The following is an 18868-nucleotide window of genomic DNA, read 5'->3' as shown; positions in this document are numbered from 1 at the left end:
TCAGCCCTTCGAGATGTCGCGGACCACGACGCTGGTCAGGGGCTGACGGTGCCCCTGCCGCTTGTGGTAGCCGGTCTTGTTCTTGAACTTGTGGATGTGGATCTTCGGACCCTTGCCGTGCTCGACGATCTCACCGGTCACGGTCACCTTCGCCAGGGCCGCTGCGTCGCTGGTGACGGTGTCGCCGTCGACCAGCAGGATGGCCGGGAGGGCGACGGTGTCGCCCGCCGCACCCTGCAGGCGGTTGATCGTGAACGTGTCGCCCACGGCCACCTTGTGCTGGCTGCCACCGGCCTTCACCACTGCGTACACCACTGACTCCTCGTTCGCTTCTTCACGTCAAGCTCTGTGTCCGGCGCGCACGACCGGAGCGGGCGCCGGGTGCTTGGACGAGCTGCCCACGCCCTCCCGGCGGCGCCCGGAGGCACCTGCGCGGTGGCGCAGCAACCCGTCCAGCGTACCCGAGTTGAAGGACCCCGTCCCACTCACCCCTCGCACGCTCGGGGTGAGCCTCCGGACGGGGCCATCAGGCGGGCGGACCCGCCGGCCGGCTGGCGGCCCGGCGGCGACGCGGCCGGGTGGTCGCCGCGGGCGGCTCCCCGTTCCCGGCCGACTGCTCCGCGGGCTGCTGACCGTCGGCCTCGGCACCGGCGGCGTGCGCCACCACACCGGGGACGACGCCGGCCGTGGGCGAGGTGATCGGCGTCACGTCCTGCTCCGGCGCCTCCACCGCGGCGACCTCACCGGCCGGCAGCACGTCGTCGGCCTCGATCTCCGCCGTCGGCATGGGGACCGGCGCGGTCCCGGGCAGCGGCTCGACCGTCCGCACCGGCGGGTCGACCCGCTGCGCGGGCGTGGGCTCGACGTCCTGCGGCTCGGCATCCCCGGACCCGGCAGCCGCCTCCGGAGCGGCTGGGACGGCGGCGACGTCCTCCACCGTCTCGGCCGAGCCGTCGGCCACGGGCTCCCCCGCGGGATCGCCCTCGTCGCCGGCGCGGGCGCCGGCGAGCACGGCGGCGTCCTCGGCCGCGCGCTCCTCCCCGGACTGCCCGCGGTTCCGGCGGCCACGGCTGCGGCGTCCCCCGCTGCGCGAACCCTCGGCGGGCTGACCGTCTCCGGCGGGCGCGTCGGCCACGGCCGGCTGGGGCACCTCCTCGGCCGGTGCATCCTCGGCGGGGACGTCCTTGGCGGCGACGTCCTTGGCGGGGATGTCCTTGCTGCCGCCGCCGTTGCCGCGGTTGCGCCCGTTGCCGGCGTCCTTCGCGGCCCCGGCCTCCTTGGCGGCGTCCTTGCCCCCCGAGGGAGCGTTGCCGCCCGAGCCGCCCCCGCCCCGGCGCTTCTCGTCCACCGGGTCCAGGTGCACCAGGATGCCGCGGCCCCGGCAGTGCTCGCAGGACTCGGAGAAGACCTCCAGCAGGCCCTGACCGACCCGCTTGCGGGTCATCTGCACCAGGCCCAGCGAGGTCACCTCGGCGACCTGGTGCTTGGTGCGGTCACGGCCCAGGCACTCGGTGAGCCGGCGCAGCACCAGGTCGCGGTTGCTCTCGAGCACCATGTCGATGAAGTCGATGACGATGATGCCGCCGATGTCGCGCAGCCGGAGCTGGCGGACGATCTCCTCGGCCGCCTCCATGTTGTTGCGCGTGACCGTCTGCTCGAGGTTGCCGCCCGAGCCGGTGAACTTCCCGGTGTTCACGTCGACCACGGTCATGGCCTCGGTCCGGTCGATCACCAGCGAGCCGCCCGACGGCAGCCACACCTTGCGGTCCAGCGCCTTGGTCAGCTGCTCGTCGATCCGCAGGTCGTGGAAGACGTCACCCTGGCCGGTGTAGCGGGTCAGCCGCTCGCTCAGCTCCGGGGAGACGTGCGCGACGTAGGCCTCGACGGTGTCCCACGCGTCGTCGCCCTGGACCACGAGCTCCTTGAAGTCCTCGTTGAAGACGTCCCGGATGACCCGGATGGCCAGGTCGGGCTCGCCGTAGAGCAGCGTCGGCGCGTTCGACGTCGACTCCGACTTCTGCTTGATGACGTCCCACTGCGCCTTGAGCCGGTTGACGTCGCGGGTGAGCTCCTCCTCCGAGGCGCCCTCCGCGGCGGTCCGGATGATCACGCCGGCGTCCTCGGGGACGATCCGCTTGAGGATGTCCTTGAGCCGCTGCCGCTCGGTGTCGGGGAGCTTGCGGCTGATGCCGGTCATCGAGCCACCGGGCACGTAGACCAGGAAGCGACCGGGCAGGTTGATCTGCTGGGTCAGCCGGGCGCCCTTGTGGCCGATCGGGTCCTTGGTGACCTGCACCAGGATCTTGTCGCCGGACTTGAACGCCTGCTCGATGGAGCGCTGCTTGCCCGAGAGGCCGGCGGCGTCCCAGTTGACCTCGCCGGCGTAGACGACGGCATTGCGCCCCTTGCCGATGTCGACGAACGCCGCCTCCATGCTGGGCAGCACGTTCTGCACCCGGCCGAGGTAGACGTTGCCGGCGAACGACGTGGCCGAGGCCTGGGTGACGTAGTGCTCGACGAGGACGTCGTCCTCGAGGACGGCGATCTGCGTCCGCTCGCCCCGCTGGCGGATGACCATCTTCCGGTCGACGGCCTCGCGGCGGGCGAGGAACTCGGACTCGGTGAGGATCGGCGTGCGGCGCCGGCCGGTGTCGCGGCCGTCCCGGCGGCGCTGGCGCTTGGCCTCCAGCCGGGTCGAGCCGGCGATGCCTCGGACGTCGTCGTCGCTGGTGCTGCGGCCGTTGCGGCCGGCCCGCTCGGGGCGGTCGTCGTCGTCGGTGTCGTCAGAGGCGTCCTCGCTCCCGGATCCACCGCTGCGGCGACGGCGACGCCGGCGACGCCGGGTACCCGACCCGGTCGAGCCCTCGTCCTCGTTCTCCTCGTCGTCGCTGTCGACCGGCTCCCCGGGAGTGTCGGTGTCCTCGTCGTCGCTGTCGGCGCCCGACGGTTCGGGAGCGTCCTCGTCGTCGGCGTCGCCGGAGTCCTCACCGCTGCGGCCGCGACCACGCCCCCGGCGGCCGCGACGGCGTCGGCGGCTGGCCGACGAGCCGCTGTCGTCGCGGTCCTCGCCGGGGTCGTCGCGCTCGTCGGCGTCCTCGGGCTGCTCGTCCTCGACGGCCTCGATCTCGACGGGCTCGGGCTGCTCCTCCGCCGGACGGCGGCGGGAGCGGCCGCGGCGGGAGCGGGGCGCCTCCTCGGCGCTGTCGTTCCGGTCGCTGTCCGCGCTCCGGTCCTCGACCACCTGGGGGTCCGGCGACTCCGCCGGGCGGCGGCTGCGCCGGCGCGGCGCCGGGGGCGCGTCCACCGGCGGCGCCATGAAGCTGACGAAGGCGGGGACCGGTGCCGCGGGCGCGGGGGGAACGGCCTCGACCGAGCCGGGGTCGGCCGCGCCGGCCGGCCGGGTGGCCCGGCGGCGGGGGCGGGCGACGACGGCGGTCGGCTCCGGGGAGCTGAACTGCGCCCCGAACGGGGAGTGCGCGGGCTCGTCGGCCTCGTGCCCCTCGGGGTCGGGCTCCGGCGCGGGGGGTCCGGCCTGGGCCTCGGCGGCCGGCTCGGCGTCGTCGGCGCCCTCGGCCGGCTCCTCGGCGCCCTCGGCCGGCTGCTCGGCGCCCTCTGCGGGCGCTCCCGCGTCGGGGGTCGCCGGCATGCCGGTCGCCTCCGCCTCGGCGGGCTGCGGTGTGCCCGGCGGGACCTCGGTCCCCTGGGTCTCGTCGTGCTCGGTGGTCGGGTGGTCGGTGTCAGCCACGAGGGCTCTCGCCTCCTCATGCGCTCCCGGGCGCCATGTGCTGGCGGCCGCGCAGGAGCACGGGGTTGGGGCGGGGCGGGCCGCCGCGCTGGGTACGGCGGACTGGCTCGCCCTGCGAAGTCTGTGGACGGCTCCCGCGCGACGGTTGCCGCGGCGGGGAGCCGGACTGCTGTGGTGCCCGCCCCCGGTGACGCCGGGTGCGGTGGAGCGTGTGGTGCGGTGGTCTGCGTCGTCCGGGTCGGGGTGACCTGGAGCGGGTGCGTCACGTCTGGCAGCCGTGTCGCTGCGACGGCGCGCGGGCCCCGGGGGGCTCCGTCGGTCAGACCGCTGCGTGCTCTCCCGGTACGGGAGCGCGCGCCGCGCGGTCGGGTCCGAGCGGATCGGCCACGGTCCCGGTGTCGTCGAGCCGGCCCTGCGCCTCACGCACGGCCCGTGGGGGCAACGGCGGGCGCAGGTCGGCGACGGCAGCCAGGGCGGCCAACACGTCGTCGGGTCGTACAGCGGGCGTCACCTGCCGGACGACCATGTGCAGTATGGCACAACCTGCCTCTTCGGCAGCCGATGCGCCGGCCACGGCGGGGCGGGCGTCGATGTCCTTGAGCCCGTTCTTGGTGCGCTTGGCGACGGTCACGACGTCGCTGGCGAGGAACTTCTCCACGGCCGGCTGCAGCTCGGCGAGGGCCACGCCGGGCAGCTCGACGCGCCAGACGGAGGTGTCGATGCGGTCGGCCAGGGAGCCGGTCCCCTCGTGCGCCTCCACGACCTCGAGGACGGCGACGTCGGGCGGCAGGGCGGTGTCCAGCGCGACCCGCACCGCCTCGGGGTCGCAGCGGATCGCGACCCCGATCTCCAGGTACTCCGCCTCGCTGGCCGCCCCGGTGGGCGCGGCACCGATGTAGGAGATCTTCGGGTGCGGGCTGAACCCGGCCGAGAACGCCATGGGCACCTGCGCCCGGCGCAGCGCCCGCTCCAGGGCCCGCGCGAGGTCGCGGTGGGACGCGAAGCGCAACCGGCCCCGCTTGGCGTAGCGGATGCGCAGCTTCTGCACGGTGGGCGGCGGGGGCGGGCCCTCGGGCTGGCGGGCCATCAGACGACGGTGAGCGGGAGCAGGCTGCGGCCGGTGGGGCCGATCTGGATCTCGGTGCCCATGGTCGGGCACACCCCGCAGTCGTAGCAGGGCGTCCACCGGCAGTCGGCGACCTCCTCCTCGGAGAGGGCCTCCTGCCAGTCCTCCCAGAGCCACTCCTTGTCCAGCCCGGAGTCCAGGTGGTCCCAGGGCAGGATCTCGTGCTCGGTGCGCTCGCGGGTGGTGAACCAGTCCAGGTCCACCCCGAACGCGGCCAGCTCTTCGGCGGCCGCCTGCGTCCACCGCTCGTAGGAGAAGTGCTCGCTCCAGCCGTCGAACCTCCCGCCCTCGCGCCACACGCGCTCGATGACCCGGCCGACGCGGCGGTCACCGCGGGACAGCAGCCCCTCGATGACGCCCGGCTTGCCGTCGTGGTAGCGCAGCCCGATGGAGCGGCCGATGCGGCGGTCGGCGTTGATCGCCTGGCGCAGCACCCGGAGGCGGTGGTCGATCGTCTCGGCGCTGGCCTGACCCGCCCACTGGAACGGGGTGTGCGGCTTGGGCACGAAACCACCGATGGAGACGGTGCAGCGGATGTCCTTGCGGCCGCTGGCCTCGCGGCCGGCCCGGATGACCTCGACCGCGAGCTCGGCGATCTCCAGGACGTCCTCGTCGGTCTCCGTCGGCAGACCGCACATGAAGTAGAGCTTCACCTGCGTCCAGCCGTTGGCGTACGCCGTGGTCACCGTACGGACGAGGTCCTCCTTGGACACCGTCTTGTTGATCACCCGGCGGATCCGCTCGCTGCCGCCCTCCGGGGCGAAGGTCAGGCCGCTGCGCCGCCCGTTGCGGGACAGCTCGTTGGCCAGCGTGACGTTGAAGGCGTCGACGCGGGTCGACGGCAGGCTCAGGCCGGTGTTGGTGCCCTCGTAGCGGTCGGCGAGCTCCTTGGCCAGCTGGCCGATCTCGGAGTGGTCGGCGCTGGACAGCGAGAGCAGCCCGACCTCCTCGTAGCCGGTCGCCTTGAGGCCGGCGTCGACCATCGAGCCGATGCCGGTGATGGTCCGCTCGCGCACCGGGCGGGTGATCATGCCGGCCTGGCAGAAACGGCAGCCCCGGGTGCAGCCGCGGAAGATCTCCACGCTCATCCGCTCGTGCACGCTCTCGGCGAGCGGGACCAGCGGCTGCTTCGGGTAGGGCCACTCGTCGAGGTCCATGACGGTGCGCTTGCCGACCTTCGCCGGAACGTCGTCGCGGGTGCGGGTGACCGCGGCGATCGCGCCGTCGGCACCGTAGGAGACGGCGTAGAACCGGGGCACGTAGACGCCGTCGACGCGGGCGAGGCGGGCCAGCAGCTCCACGCGCCCACCGGGTCGGCCCTGGGCCTTCCACGCCTTGACGACGTCGGTGATGTCGCCGACGACCTGCTCGCCGTCGCCGAGCACGGCGCAGTCGACGAAGTCGCTGACCGGCTCGGGGTTGAACGCGGCGTGCCCGCCGGCGACGACGACCGGATGGGTCTCGTCCCGGTCGACGGCGTGCAGCGGCACACCGGCGAGATCGAGGGCCTCGAGCAGGTTGGTGTAGCCCAGCTCCGTGGCGAAGCTGACGCCGAGCAGGTCGAAGTCGCGCACGGCCCGGTGGCCGTCGACGGTGAACTGGCCGACGCCGTGCTCGCGCATGAGCGCGGCGAGGTCGGGCCAGACGGCGTAGGTGCGCTCGGCCAGGGCGTCGGGGCGCTCGTTGAGCACCTCGTACAGGATCATCAGGCCCTGGTTGGGCAGGCCCACCTCGTAGGCGTCGGGGTACATGAGCGCCCAGTGCACGTCCGCGGACTCCCACGGCTTCACCTGGGCGTTGAGCTCACCCCCGACGTACTGGATCGGCTTCTGGATCTGGGCCAGCAGCGGTTCGAGGCGGGGGTACAGAGTCTCACCAGTCATGACCGGTCCAGGGTAGCCGCCCCCGCGACCACCCCATGGTGATCAGGTGTCCTGATCGATCCGGATCGTGGCTCAGCTCCGCCGGTGAGCCAGCACCACACCAGGTGAGCCGGGACGTCGACGGACTGGGCGACATTGCAGTATTAATGCTATGGTTCGTCGTGTGGGACGACAGCCGAAGTCCGAGGCGGACAGGGTGCACGACCGCATCGCCGTGCTCCGCGCCGACCGCGGCGTCAGCCGGAAAGAGCTCGCGGAGGCCGTCGGGGTCCACCCCCAGACGATCGGCTACGTGGAGCGCGGTGAGTACAGCCCGTCGCTGGCCCTGGCCCTGCGGATCGCCCGATTCTTCGACCTGCCCGTCGAAGCGGTGTTCTCGCTCGACCCGCTGCCTTCGCTCAGCGAGGAGCTCCTCAGGAGGACGTCATGAGCATCTCTCCCGACCAGACCTACCTGGCCCGCACCTTGGACGACCGGCGGTGGGCCTGGGCGCGCACCCGACGCGTGCGCCGTCGCGCGGTCCTCGCGCAGGTGGCGCTCATCGTCCTGCTCGTCATGGCCACGCTGGCCAGCGCCACGACGAGAGAGGGCTGGACGACGTGGTTCTTCGGCGCCTGGACGGCGGGGATGCTCGGGTTCATCCCGCTGCACTCGGTGCTCAACGCGGGGATCCGCGGCGTCTTCGACCGCAGCAGCCGGTCGCTCGACGAGCACCAGCAGCGGTTGCGTGACCACTCCTTCGTGACGGTGGCCTGGCCGGCGACGGCGCTGCACTTCGCCGCCTGGACCGGCGCGGTCACGATCGTCGCGCTGAGCGGCCACGTCCCGCCGGCGCTCTGCTTCGGGTTCCTGCTGTGGCTCACCGCCGGGCTGCTCGCCTACTGGCACCTGGCGTGGACCGCCCCGGACGAGCCGGTCGACGCCGACGCCGACCTCTGACGCCACTCGCCCCCTCGTGGCGGGCCCCCGCGAGGGGGCCCCCACGAGCAGCGAACCGCTAGCCGAGGTGGGGGAAGAAGAGCTCCACCTCGCGCGCGGCCGACTCCGGCGAGTCGGAGCCGTGCACGATGTTGTTCTGCACCTCGAGGGCGAAGTCGCCGCGGACGGTGCCGGGGCCGGCCTTCACCGGGTCGGTGGCGCCGGCCAGGGCGCGGAACGCCTCGATGGCGCGGGGCCCCTCGACGACCAGGGCCATCAGCGGGCCGCTGGTGATGAACTGCACGAGGTCGGCGAAGAACGGCCGCTCGCGGTGCTCGGCGTAGTGGGTCTCGGCGACCTCGGCGGTCAGGGTGCGCAGCTCGGCGGCCACCAGGCGCAGGCCCTTGCGCTCGAGCCGGGTGATCACCTCGCCGACCAGGCCGCGGGAGACGCCGTCGGGCTTGACGAGGACGAGAGTGCGTTCGGTCACGGGCCGGGAGCCTACGGGGTGGCCGCCGGGTCGCCGTCGCCGTCGGCCCGGTCCGGCGCCGCCACGGGTCCGAAGGGGCTCCCCAGCAGCTGCTTGCGGACCTGCAGCAGATAGGCCCAGATGAGCAGGAAGGCGCCCCCCACGAACCACATGGCGCTGGTGAACAGCCCGGTGAGCAGCAGGGGCACCTGCAGCACGGTGCCGATGAGCAGGCCCCGCTCCCGGCGCTGGATCCCGCTGGCAAGGATCAGGACCAGGGAGAGGACGAGCAGGACCGCCAGCCGGCCGCCGCCCAGCCCCGCCTCGGTCTGGGCGATGCCGCGGGGCACGAACAGGACCGCGATGCCCTCCATCACCAGGATCCCGGCCGCGGCCCCGCCCAGTGCCCGCGCCGCACGCGCCGGGTCAGGAGCGGTCACCGCGAACCCCGCGACAGCAGGGTGCGGGCCTCGCCCGCGGTGATCACGCTGCCGGTTACGAACACGCCCGAGCCGCCGAGGGCGTCGTCCGGACCCGCCTCGGCCAGCGCGATCGCCTCCGTGATCGCCTCGTCCAGCCGGGGCGAGACGCTCACCCGGTCGGCGCCGAAGACGTCGACGGCGAGCGCACCCAGCTCGTCGGCGGGCATCGCCCGCGGCGAGCCGTTCTGGGTGACGACGAGCTCCGCGCAGACCTGCTCCAGCTCGGCGAGCATCCCTCCGACGTCCTTGCCGTGGACGACGCCGACCACCCCGACCAGGCGGGTGAAGTCGAAGGACTCGCGCAGCGCCGCCACGGTCGCGCTCATGCCGGCCGGGTTGTGCGCGGCGTCCACGAGCACCGCCGGGCTGGTGCGCACCCGCTCGAGCCGGCCCGGCGAGCGGACGGCGGCGAACGCGGCGCGGACGGTGTCCTGCTCGATCGGCCCGGTGGCGGAGCCCGCGCCGAGGAACGCCTCGACCGCGGCCAGTGCCGTCACGGCGTTCTGCGCCTGGTGAGCACCGAACAGCGGGAGGAAGACCTCCTGGTACTCGCCGCCCAGGCCCTGCAGACGGACCTGCTGACCGCCGACGGCGACCGTCCGCTCCAGCACGCCGAACTCGGTGCCCTCGCGGGCGACGACGGCGTCGGCCTCCACGGCCCGGCGGACCAGCGCGTCCAGCGCGGCCGGTTCCTGGTGGGCGAGCACGGCGATCGCGTCACCCTTGATGATCCCGGCCTTCTCGCCGGCGATCGTGCCGACGTCGGGGCCGAGGTACTCGGCGTGGTCCAGCGCCACCGGCGTCACGACGGCGACCCGCGCGTCGGCCACGTTGGTCGCGTCCCAGGTGCCGCCCATCCCGACCTCGATCACCGCGACGTCGACCGGCGCGTCGGCGAACAGCGCGTAGGCCATGCCGACCATGACCTCGAAGAAGCTCATCGGGATCTCGCCGGCGGCGTCGACCATCTGCACGTAGGGCGCGATGTCGTCGTAGGTCTCGACGAAGCGCTCGGCGCTGACCGGCTCGCCGTCGAGCACGATCCGCTCCCGGATGGACTGCAGGTGCGGGCTGGTGAACCGGCCGACGCGCAGGCCGAAACCGCGCAGCAGCTCGTCGATCATCCGCGCCGTCGTCGTCTTGCCGTTCGTGCCCGCCACCTGGATGACCGGCATGGCCCGCTGCGGCGACCCGAGCAGGTCGACCAGCGCGCTGATGCGGGTGAGCGAGGGCTCCAGGCGGCTCTCCGGCCAGCGGGCCAGCAGCTCGTTCTCGACCCGGGCCATGTCACCGGTGCTGCCGTTGCTCATCCTGCTCAGGATGCCAGCCGCGCACTTCCTAGGATGAGGTACATGGTCACCGACTCCCGCACCCCGGACAGCGCGACGCCGGGAGCCGCCGTCGGCGTACCGGAGAAGCCGTCGATCGACGGCCTCGAGGACAAATGGGTCGCCCGATGGGCCTCCGAGGACACCTACGGCTTCGACCGCGAGGCCGCGCTGCAGGCGCCGCGCGAGCAGATCTGGTCGATCGACACCCCTCCGCCGACCGCCAGCGGCTCGCTGCACGTGGGCCACGTGTTCAGCTACACCCACACCGACATCGTCGCCCGCTACCAGCGGATGCGCGGCAAGCACGTCTTCTACCCGATGGGGTGGGACGACAACGGGCTGCCGACCGAGCGCCGGGTGCAGAACTACTACGGCGTGCGCTGCGACCCCGCGCTGCCCTACGACCCCTCGTTCGAGCCGCCGGCCAAGCCGGAGAAGAACCAGCTCCCGATCTCCCGGCGCAACTTCGTGGAGCTGTGCATGCAGCTGACGGAGTCCGACGAGGCGGAGTTCGAGAAGCTGTGGCGGCGCATGGGCCTGTCGGTGGACTGGACCAACGTCTACCGGACGATCTCGGAGACCTCGCGGGCCACCGCGCAGCGGATGTTCCTGCACAACCTCGCCCGCGGTGAGGCCTACGCGCAGGAGGCGCCGACCCTCTGGGACGTCACCTTCCGCACCGCCGTCGCCCAGGCCGAGCTCGAGGACCGCGAGCGCCCCGGCGCCTACCACCGGATCGGGTTCGCCGGCCCGGAGGGCGCGGTCTTCATCGAGACCACGCGCCCGGAGCTGCTGCCGGCCTGCGTCGCACTGGTCGCCCACCCCGACGACGCGCGCTACCAGCCGCTGTTCGGGAAGACGGTGCGCACGCCGCTGTTCGACGTCGAGGTGCCGGTGGTCGCCCACCGCCTCGCCGAGCCGGACAAGGGCTCGGGCATCGCGATGATCTGCACCTTCGGTGACCTCAACGACGTCACCTGGTGGCGTGAGCTGCAGCTGCCGACCCGGGCGATCGTCGGCTGGGACGGCCGGATCCTGGCCGACCCGCCGGCCGACGTCCCCGCGGAGCCCTACGCCGAGCTGGCCGGCAAGACCGTGTTCAGCGCCCAGCAGCGGATCGTGGAGATGCTGCGGGAGTCCGGCGACCTCGAGGCCGAGCCCAAGCCGATCACCCACCCGGTGAAGTTCTTCGAGAAGGGCGAGCGCCCGCTGGAGATCGTCACCACGCGCCAGTGGTACATCCGCAACGGCGGCCGGGACGCCGACCTGCGCGATGCCCTCCTCGCGCGGGGCCGCGAGATCCAGTGGGTGCCCGAGCACATGCGGCACCGCTACGACAACTGGGTCGAGGGCCTCAACGGTGACTGGCTGATCAGCCGCCAGCGGTTCTTCGGCGTCCCGTTCCCGGTCTGGTACCGGCTGGACGAGGCCGGCGAGCCGATCCACGACGAGCCGATCCTGGCGCCCGAGTCGGCGCTGCCGGTCGACCCGTCGTCCGACGTGCCCGAGGGCTTCACCGAGGACCAGCGGGGCAAGCCCGGCGGGTTCATGGCCGACCCCGACGTCATGGACACCTGGGCGACGTCGTCGCTGTCGCCGCAGGTGGCCTCGGGCTGGGACACCGACCCGGAGCTGTTCGCCAAGGTCTTCCCGATGGACCAGCGGCCGCAGGCGCACGACATCATCCGCACCTGGCTGTTCTCCACGGTCGTCCGGGCGCATTTCGAGCACGGCACCGTGCCCTGGACGCACGCCACGATCTCCGGCTTCGTGGTCGACCCGGACCGCAAGAAGATGTCCAAGTCCAAGGGGAACGCGACCACGCCGATCGACGTCCTCGAGCGGTACGGCACCGACGCGGTGCGCTGGCGCGCGGCCGGCGCCCGGCCGGGCGCGGACTCGCCCTTCGACGAGGCGCAGATGAAGGTCGGCCGGCGGCTGGCCATGAAGATCCTCAACGTCGGCAAGTTCGCCCTCGGCTCCGGCGCCTCCGCCGCGCACACCGTCGACCAGGTCACCGAGCCGATCGACCGCGCGCTGCTGGCCTCCCTGGCCAGGATGGTCGACGAGGCGACGGCGGCGATGGAGTCCTACAACTACACCCGCGCCCTCGAGGTCACCGAGACGTTCTTCTGGTCGTTCTGCGACGACTACGTCGAGCTGGTGAAGTCGCGGGCCTACGGCGACGGCCCGGCCGCGGCGTCGGCCCAGGCCGCGCTGGCCCTCGCCCTGTCGGTGCAGCTGCGGCTGTTCGCGCCGGTGCTGCCCTTCGTCACCGAGGAGGTCTGGTCCTGGTGGCAGACCGGCTCGGTGCACCGGGCGCTGTGGCCGACGGCGGCGGAGCTGCCCACCGGCGGTGACCCGGCGGTCGTCTCGATCGCCGCCGCCGCGCTGGCCGGGGTGCGCAAGGCGAAGTCCGACGCCAAGCAGTCGATGCGGGCCGACGTCGAGACGGCCACCGTCACCGCGCCGGCGGAGCAGGTCGCGGCGCTGGAGGCGGCCCGGCCGGACCTGGTCGACGCCGGCCGGATCGCCGAGCTGTCGATCGTGGCCGGCGAGGGCCCGCTGACCGTCGATGTCGTCCTCGCCGAGGCCGTCGACGCCTGAGCCCGGCCTGAGCGATGTGCGCCGAGGGCGCGCTCCCCGGCCGGGGGCGCGCCCTCGCTGCACGCTCCCCCGGTCAGCGGGTCAGCTCGACCAGCTTCCGGACGGTGTTCCAGTTGCGGTTCGTCCCCGCGGCGCCGAGCAGCCGGTCCCACGTCCACCCGCCCATCGGGCTGTGCTGCATGCCGTCGGGCAACCAGAGGTAGAGCTCGCGTCCGCGCACCACGTAGTCCCCGCCGTCGCCGGGCGGGAGCGCCGCCACGCGCTCGGGCTGCAACGGCTCGGCGAAGAAGGTGACCGAGTAGCGGGCCGGGTCGGTGGCGACGTGGCCCAACGGGTCGGCGGCCAGGACGGCGGCCAGCTCGTCGGCGGTCCGCACCACGACGGGGACGTCGAGACCGAACTCCTCGCCGATGGCCTTGGTCAGTTCGGCGGCCAGCTCCCCCTCCCCCAGCGGGCTGTCGGCGGGCCCTGAACGCGTTGCCGTCGGGCGTCGTCCCAGTACCCGACATTCCGGGGCTCGGAAAGACTGGCTGCGGGGCAACGCCAGCTCGGCCATCCACAGGTTGCCCCGCGCGGCGCCGGACACGAGCCGTTTCCCCGCACTCTGTGCCGGTGCACGATGTCTTCCAGCTGCTGGGCCCGACACGGGTCGCATCGACGGCGTGGCTCTCCGAGCAGGTGGCCCCCCGGACCGTCGGCCGCTGGCTGGCCACCGGGCGGCTCGTGCGGCTGCATCCCGGCTGGGTCACCGTGCCGGAGCTGGTGGACGACTGGACGGTGCGGGCGCACGCGGCCACGTCGTACTGCGGTGGGCCACTGAGCCACGGCAGTGCGCTGGCCGCGCACGGGCTGATGCACGAGGTGACCCGGCTGAAGGTCACCGTGCCGCCCAGCTGCCGCGTGCGCACGTCACGCCGGCTCCGGGTGCACCGGAGCCGGAGGCCGTTCGGTCTCACCACCGCGCGAGGCCCCGTCACCACCCCGGTGGCCATGGCGCTGGTGGACTCCTGGGGGGATGCGCACCGGCCTGGCGCCAGGCGGGGGCGTGCGGGCGTGGTGCGCGGAGTCGTGCTGCAGGCGGTGCCGGGACGGCGCGTGCGAACGCCGGCCGTGGTCATCGAGTTGAACGACCGGCGCAACCTGCCCGGGCGGGCGGAGCTCGCGGAACTGCTGCGCCTGGTCGAGGGCGGCAGCCACAGCGAGCTGGAGAGTTTCGGCCTGCGGCACATCCTCACCGTCCCCGGTGTGCCGGAGTGCCGGCGCCAGTACCGGATCGCGCTGCCGGACGGGCCCGTGTTCGTCGACGCCGCCTGGCCGGAGGTGCGGCTGGCCGTCGAGCTGGACGGCGCGGCGTTCCACGGCTCCGAGCAGGCGCGCGAGCGGGATCTCCGCCGGGACGCCGCGCTGGCCGTCCTCGGGTGGCAGACGCTGCGGTTCAGCTACCGGCGGGCCACCTCCGACCCGGAAGGCTGCCGCGCGCAGATCGCGGAGACCTACCGCCGTCGCCTGGGCGTCGTCCCGTGACCGGACATCCGGCAGCGTGGAATGCCCGATGACGGGGCAACGCCCGACCCTGGCGCGCCCTGCAACGCAGCGAGCCCGCCCCCTCACGGGGACGGGCTCGCCGAGGACGCTGTGCTTACGCCGACTTCTCGCGGGGGGCGCGGGTGGGCTTGCGCGGCACGATGGTTGGGTTGACGTGCTCCAGCACGACCTCCTTGGTGATCACCACGGAGGCGACGTCCTCGCGGCTGGGGATGTCGTACATGACCGACTGGAGCACCTCCTCCATGATCGCGCGGAGCCCGCGGGCGCCGGTGCCACGGAGGATCGCCTGGTCGGCGACCGCCTCGAGCGCGTCGTCGGTGAACTCCAGCTCTACGCCGTCGAGCTCGAAGAGCTTCCGGTACTGGCGCACCAGGGCGTTCTTCGGCTGGGTCAGGATGTTGATCAGCGCCTGACGGTCCAGCTTGCGCACGCTGGTGATGACCGGGAGCCGGCCGATGAACTCGGGGATCATGCCGAACTTCAGCAGGTCCTCGGGCATGACCTCGGCGAAGGCGTTGGCGTCCTCGATCTCCTGCTTGCCGCGGATCTCGCCGGCGAAGCCGATGCCCTGCTTGCCGGCGCGGGCCTCGATGACCTGCTCCAGGCCGGCGAAGGCGCCACCCACGATGAACAGCACGTTCGTCGTGTCGATCTGGATGAACTCCTGGTGCGGGTGCTTGCGGCCACCCTGCGGGGGCACCGACGCCGTCGTCCCCTCGAGGATCTTCAGCAGCGCCTGCTGCACGCCCTCGCCGGAGACGTCGCGGGTGATCGACGGGTTCTCGCTCTTGCGAGCGATCTTGTCGACCTCGTCGATGTAGATGATGCCGGTCTCGGCCCGCTTCACGTCGTAGTCGGCGGCCTGGATGAGCTTGAGGAGGATGTTCTCGACGTCCTCACCCACGTAGCCGGCCTCGGTGAGCGCGGTGGCGTCGGCGATGGCGAACGGGACGTTCAGCATCCGGGCCAGGGTCTGCGCGAGGTGGGTCTTGCCGCACCCGGTCGGGCCGATCAGCAGGATGTTGGACTTCGCCAGCTCGACGGCGTCCTCGCGGGAGGCGCGGTCACCGCCGGCCTGGATCCGCTTGTAGTGGTTGTAGACCGCGACCGAGAGCGTCCGCTTGGCCTTGTCCTGGCCGATGACGTACTGGTCGAGGAAGTCGTGGATCTCCTTGGGCTTGGGCAGCTCGTCGAACTTCAGGTCCGACGACTCGGAGAGCTCTTCCTCGATGATCTCGTTGCAGAGGTCGATGCACTCGTCGCAGATGTAGACCCCGGGGCCAGCGATGAGCTTCTTGACCTGCTTCTGGCTCTTGCCGCAGAACGAGCACTTGAGCAGATCACCGCTCTCACCGATACGTGCCACCTGCTGACCTCCACCTCGACAGTCGCCGGTCCTGGTGTCAGGTACCCGCGGGTTGGACCCTGCTTGCTTGTCTGCTGCCCCTGCTCGACCTCGCTGACAGGCTGCCCCGCGAGGCTCTCCTCCCGGCGCTTCCGGCCGGGGATCGGGCGTTCGCCGAACGTACCTGCCACCTCCGGCGAGGTCGGGCAATGACTCACCCGGATCGCCGGCCGTCCCACTTCTGTCCCGTCGTGCCCTCAGACCTCCGACGGTACGGGCCGAACACGCGTCACGCGCGCCCCCGGCCCGTACCGGCCGGTCAGGACTGGAGGGCGTTGAGCTTGCGGCTCTGGATCACCTGGTCGACGATCCCGTACTCCTTGGCCTGGGCGGCCGTCAGGATCTTGTCGCGGTCGATGTCGGTGCGGATCTGCTCCTGGGACCGGCCGGTGTGCCGGGCCAGGATCTCCTCCATCTGCACCCGCACCCGCTCGATCTCGGCGGCGTGGATCTCCAGGTCGGTGACCTGGCCGCCGGCCTCGCCGGAGGGCTGGTGGATCAGCACGCGCGAGTACGGCAGCGCCAGGCGCTTGCCCGGCGTCCCGGCCGCGAGCAGGACGGCGGCGGCCGAGGCGGCCTGACCCATGACCACGGTCTGGATGTCGGGCCGGACGAACATCATCGTGTCGTAGATGGCCATGAGCGACGTGAACGAGCCGCCGGGCGAGTTGATGTAGATCGTGATGTCGCGGTCGGGATCGGCGGACTCCAGCGTGATCAGCTGGGCCATCACGTCGTTGGCCGACGCGTCGTCGATCTGCACCCCGAGGAAGATGATCCGTTCCTCGAAGAGCTTGTTGTAGGGGTTGGACTCCTTCATGCCGTAGCTCGTGCGCTCCACGAAGGAGGGCAGGATGTAGCGGCTGGAGGGCATCTCGAAGCTCATCTGTCTGTGTCCTCGGGCGCTCAGTTGTCGGAGACCGGGTTGGCGCTGTCGGTCATGGCGGCCTTGCTCACCACGTGATCGACGAAGCCGTACTCGAGGGCCTCCTGGGCGGTGAACCAGCGGTCGCGGTCGGAGTCCTCGTTGATCCGCTCGACGCTCTGCCCGGTGTGGAAGGACTGCAGCTCGTTGAGCTCCCTCTTCGTGCGGCGGAACAGGTCGGCCTGGATGGCGATGTCCGCCGCCGTGCCACCGACGCCGGCCGAGGGCTGGTGCATCATGATCCGCGCGTGCGGCAGGGCGTAGCGCTTGCCCTTGGTGCCCGCCGTCAGCAGGAACTGGCCCATCGAGGCGGCCAGGCCCATCCCGTAGGTGGCGACGTCGCAGTCGATGAACTGCATCGTGTCGTAGATGGCCATGCCGGCGCTGACTGAGCCACCGGGCGAGTTGATGTAGAGGTGGATGTCCTGCTTGGGGTCCTCGGCGGACAGCAGCAGCATCTGGGCGGCCAGCTGGTTGGCGATGACGTCGTCGACCTGGGTGCCCAGGAAGATGATGCGCTCGCGCAGCAGGCGCTCGTAGACGGAGTCGCCGAGGTTCATCATTCCGCCGGCGCCACGCATGATGGGTGCGCTCGCCAGGATCGGGTCGGTGGTGCTCACGGGTGCGGTGACCTCCGTAGGACGCGTCGTGGCATAGGTCTCGAAGTGGTGCGGGGACCGGAACGGCCCTCCGGGAGGCGGTACCCCCCGGCGATCGCCTGAGTCCTGTCGACCCTAACGCGGACCTGCGACGGGACAGTCCTCGTGCGGGCGGTGTTCGCCGTCGGCGCAGCGCCGGAACGCGACGACGCCGCCCTCCCCGGTCGGGAAGGCGGCGTCGTCGCGTACGGCCTCGTCCAGAGGCTCGCCCTGAGCCTGCGAAGGGCGAGGAGGACGAGGTCCTCGTTCAGGCCTTGGTGACGTCCTCGGTGTTCTCCGTGGCGCCCTCGGCGGCCTCGCTCGCGACGGCCTGGACGCCGATGTCCTCGCCCTCGGCCGGGGCGTCCCCGGTGCCCTCGTCCCCGGTCGCCTCGTCCTCGGCCGGCGCCTGCACCGTCTTCGGGCGCAGGGCCTCGAGGTCGACGCGATTGCCCGACGCGTCAGTGATCGTCGTCTGCTCCAGCAGCTGGGCCAGTGTCTTGGTGCGGCGAACGTCGGCGACGAACTCGGCGATGTTGCCGCCCTGCTGCAGCTGCTGCGCGAACTGCTCCGGGCTCATCCGGTTGCGCTGCGCCTGGGCCATGATCTGCGCCGAGAGGTCGTCGTTGGCGACGGTGACCTCTCGGGCGTCGGCGATGGCGTCGAGGATGAACTGCGTCTTGACGGCCTCCTCGACGTTCTTCCGCTGGTCGGCCTCGTACTCCTCGCGGCTCTCGACGCCCGACATCTTGAGGAACGCGTCCCAGTCCATGCCGGCCTGCGCGAGCTCCCGCTCGAAGGCCTGGTTGCGCCACTCGATCTCGCGGTCGACGAGGTTCTCCGGGATCGGCACCTCGATGGTCTCGATCAGGTGCTCGACCAGCTTGTCGCGCGCCTGCGCGCCCTGCTGGATCACCTTCGAGCGGGCCAGCCGGGTGCGGACGTCCTCGCGCAGCTCGTCCAGGGTGTCGAACTCGCTGGCGGTGGAGGCGAACTCGTCGTCCAGCTCGGGCAGCTCCTTCTCCTTCACCGAGCGGACGGTGACCGTGACCTCGGCCGTCTCGCCGGCGTTGGGGCCGGCGAGCAGTGCGGTCTCGAAGGTCTTCGACTCGTCGGCGGACAGCCCGCGGACGGCGTCGTCGAGGCCCTCCATGAGGCTGCCGGAGCCGACCTCGTAGGACATGCCGGTGGTCGACCCGTCCTCGAGGACCTCACCGTTCAGCTTGGCCTCGAGGTCGATGGAGACGAAGTCGCCGTCCTGGGCGGCGCGCTCGACGCCGGTCAGCATCGAGAAGCGCTCGCGCATGACCGAGACCTGCTGGTCGATCTCCTCGTCGGTGACCTCGACGTCGTCGACGGTCACGGCGAGGTCGTCCAGGCTGGGGAGCTCGAGCTGCGGGGCGACGTCGACCTCGGCGGTGAAGGCGAGGGTGTCGTTGTCGTCGAGGCGGGTGACCTCGATGTCGGGCTGGCCCAGGACGCGGACCTGGTTCTCCCGGATGACCTCGGAGTAGATCTCCGGAACGGCGTGCTGCACGACCTGCTCGAGGACGACGGGGCGCCCGATGCGCTGGTCGAGGACGCGGTTGGGCACCTTGCCGGGGCGGAACCCGGGAACGCGGACCTGCTTGCCCAGCTCCTTGTAGACCTCACCGAATGCGTGGTCCAGGTCCCCCCAGGGCACCTCGATCGCCATCCGGACCCGCGTGGGGCCCAGTTCCTCGATGGTGCTCTTCACAGCGGCAGTGCTCCTCGGTGAGACAGTGGGTGTGCAGGCGCCCACGGTGTCGT

Annotated in this window: 16 protein-coding genes; 4 read left to right on the top strand and 12 right to left on the bottom strand. The window is 72.2% G+C overall.

Translation table 11 applies throughout. The features are described from left to right. The 4 genes from rplU to ABC795_RS05870 all read right to left on the bottom strand — a co-directional run bounded on the left by rplU (nucleotide 1) and on the right by ABC795_RS05870 (nucleotide 6754). Nucleotides 1-312 carry a 50S ribosomal protein L21 gene (gene rplU, locus ABC795_RS05885; protein WP_026855855.1) on the bottom strand — a complete coding sequence of 104 codons (312 nt, stop codon included), beginning with the start codon at nucleotides 310-312 and terminating at the stop codon, nucleotides 1-3. A gap of 214 nt (nucleotides 313-526) precedes the next feature. Next, nucleotides 527-3745: an Rne/Rng family ribonuclease gene (locus tag ABC795_RS05880; protein ID WP_347059991.1), complete on the bottom strand. Its 3219-nt coding sequence runs from the start codon at nucleotides 3743-3745 to the stop codon at nucleotides 527-529. Nucleotides 3746-4064: 319 nt separating this feature from the next. Then, entirely contained in the window at nucleotides 4065-4832 is a 768-nt protein-coding gene (locus ABC795_RS05875; RefSeq protein ID WP_347059990.1) for a TIGR03936 family radical SAM-associated protein, read from the bottom strand. Then, a complete protein-coding gene (locus tag ABC795_RS05870) occupies nucleotides 4832-6754 on the bottom strand; it encodes a TIGR03960 family B12-binding radical SAM protein (RefSeq protein ID WP_347059989.1) in 1923 nt (640 codons plus the stop codon). Before ABC795_RS05870 ends, ABC795_RS05875 begins: the two co-directional genes overlap by 1 nt. Nucleotides 6755-6917: 163 nt before the next feature. Here ABC795_RS05870 and ABC795_RS05865 point away from each other — a divergent pair, with 163 nt between their 5' ends. Next, a complete protein-coding gene (locus ABC795_RS05865; RefSeq protein WP_347059988.1) occupies nucleotides 6918-7184 on the top strand; it encodes a helix-turn-helix transcriptional regulator in 267 nt (88 codons plus the stop codon). After that, entirely contained in the window at nucleotides 7181-7693 is a 513-nt protein-coding gene (locus ABC795_RS05860) for a hypothetical protein (RefSeq protein WP_347059987.1), read from the top strand. Before ABC795_RS05865 ends, ABC795_RS05860 begins: the two co-directional genes overlap by 4 nt. Before the next feature lie 58 nt (nucleotides 7694-7751). On the opposite strand, the gene ndk is transcribed toward ABC795_RS05860, so the two are convergent. The 3 genes from ndk to ABC795_RS05845 are packed head-to-tail and all read right to left on the bottom strand — an operon-like array spanning nucleotide 7752 to nucleotide 9933. Further along, on the bottom strand, nucleotides 7752-8162 hold the full coding sequence (gene ndk, locus ABC795_RS05855) for a nucleoside-diphosphate kinase (RefSeq protein ID WP_347059986.1): 411 nt from the start codon (nucleotides 8160-8162) through the stop codon (nucleotides 7752-7754). 11 nt (nucleotides 8163-8173) lie between these two features. Further along, nucleotides 8174-8581 carry a DUF4233 domain-containing protein gene (locus ABC795_RS05850; RefSeq protein ID WP_347059985.1) on the bottom strand — a complete coding sequence of 136 codons (408 nt, stop codon included), beginning with the start codon at nucleotides 8579-8581 and terminating at the stop codon, nucleotides 8174-8176. Further along, nucleotides 8578-9933 (bottom strand): folylpolyglutamate synthase/dihydrofolate synthase family protein, encoded by a 1356-nt coding sequence (locus ABC795_RS05845; protein WP_347059984.1) that lies wholly within the window; start codon nucleotides 9931-9933, stop codon nucleotides 8578-8580. The genes ABC795_RS05850 and ABC795_RS05845 overlap by 4 nt, the downstream gene beginning before the upstream one ends. Nucleotides 9934-9975: 42 nt before the next feature. On the opposite strand from ABC795_RS05845, the gene valS reads away from it, so the two are divergent. Then, entirely contained in the window at nucleotides 9976-12561 is a 2586-nt protein-coding gene (gene valS / locus ABC795_RS05840) for a valine--tRNA ligase (RefSeq protein WP_347059983.1), read from the top strand. A 73-nt stretch (nucleotides 12562-12634) separates the two neighbouring features. Here the strand turns inward: valS and ABC795_RS05835 are convergent, their stop codons facing one another. Beyond that, nucleotides 12635-13147: a DUF1697 domain-containing protein gene (locus ABC795_RS05835; RefSeq protein WP_347059982.1), complete on the bottom strand. Its 513-nt coding sequence runs from the start codon at nucleotides 13145-13147 to the stop codon at nucleotides 12635-12637. Between the two features lie 26 nt (nucleotides 13148-13173). Here ABC795_RS05835 and ABC795_RS05830 point away from each other — a divergent pair, with 26 nt between their 5' ends. Beyond that, nucleotides 13174-14085 carry a DUF559 domain-containing protein gene (locus ABC795_RS05830; RefSeq protein WP_347059981.1) on the top strand — a complete coding sequence of 304 codons (912 nt, stop codon included), beginning with the start codon at nucleotides 13174-13176 and terminating at the stop codon, nucleotides 14083-14085. Nucleotides 14086-14200: 115 nt separating this feature from the next. On the opposite strand, the gene clpX is transcribed toward ABC795_RS05830, so the two are convergent. The 4 genes from clpX to tig all read right to left on the bottom strand — a co-directional run bounded on the left by clpX (nucleotide 14201) and on the right by tig (nucleotide 18815). Beyond that, nucleotides 14201-15475, bottom strand: a complete 1275-nt coding sequence (clpX, locus tag ABC795_RS05825; protein ID WP_347059980.1) for an ATP-dependent Clp protease ATP-binding subunit ClpX — start codon at nucleotides 15473-15475, stop codon at nucleotides 14201-14203. Between the two features lie 298 nt (nucleotides 15476-15773). Continuing rightward, nucleotides 15774-16400, bottom strand: a complete 627-nt coding sequence (locus ABC795_RS05820) for an ATP-dependent Clp protease proteolytic subunit (RefSeq protein WP_347059979.1) — start codon at nucleotides 16398-16400, stop codon at nucleotides 15774-15776. Nucleotides 16401-16420: 20 nt separating this feature from the next. After that, nucleotides 16421-17020, bottom strand: coding sequence for an ATP-dependent Clp protease proteolytic subunit (locus ABC795_RS05815; protein ID WP_347060688.1), 600 nt, complete (start codon nucleotides 17018-17020; stop codon nucleotides 16421-16423). 325 nt (nucleotides 17021-17345) lie between these two features. Continuing rightward, nucleotides 17346-18815, bottom strand: a complete 1470-nt coding sequence (tig, locus tag ABC795_RS05810) for a trigger factor (protein WP_347059978.1) — start codon at nucleotides 18813-18815, stop codon at nucleotides 17346-17348. Nucleotides 18816-18868 lie beyond the last annotated feature (53 nt).

Source organism: Blastococcus sp. HT6-30 (assembly GCF_039729015.1).
GTDB lineage: Bacteria > Actinomycetota > Actinomycetes > Mycobacteriales > Geodermatophilaceae > Blastococcus.
Note: the sequence above shows the minus strand (reverse complement) of the source record. Positions and strands in the feature narration are given on the sequence as shown.

Bases quoted from the DNA above. Each gene is read 5' to 3' on its own strand.
- ABC795_RS05875 (WP_347059990.1), bottom strand. From the start codon at position 4,832: ATGGCCCGCCAGCCCGAGGGCCCGCCCCCGCCGCCCACCGTGCAGAAG.
- ABC795_RS05870 (WP_347059989.1), bottom strand. From the start codon at position 6,754: ATGACTGGTGAGACTCTGTACCCCCGCCTCGAACCGCTGCTGGCCCAG.
- ABC795_RS05860 (WP_347059987.1), top strand. From the start codon at position 7,181: ATGAGCATCTCTCCCGACCAGACCTACCTGGCCCGCACCTTGGACGAC.
- ABC795_RS05845 (WP_347059984.1), bottom strand. From the start codon at position 9,933: ATGAGCAACGGCAGCACCGGTGACATGGCCCGGGTCGAGAACGAGCTG.
- valS (WP_347059983.1), top strand. From the start codon at position 9,976: ATGGTCACCGACTCCCGCACCCCGGACAGCGCGACGCCGGGAGCCGCC.
- ABC795_RS05820 (WP_347059979.1), bottom strand. From the start codon at position 16,400: ATGAGCTTCGAGATGCCCTCCAGCCGCTACATCCTGCCCTCCTTCGTG.
- ABC795_RS05815 (WP_347060688.1), bottom strand. From the start codon at position 17,020: ATGCGTGGCGCCGGCGGAATGATGAACCTCGGCGACTCCGTCTACGAG.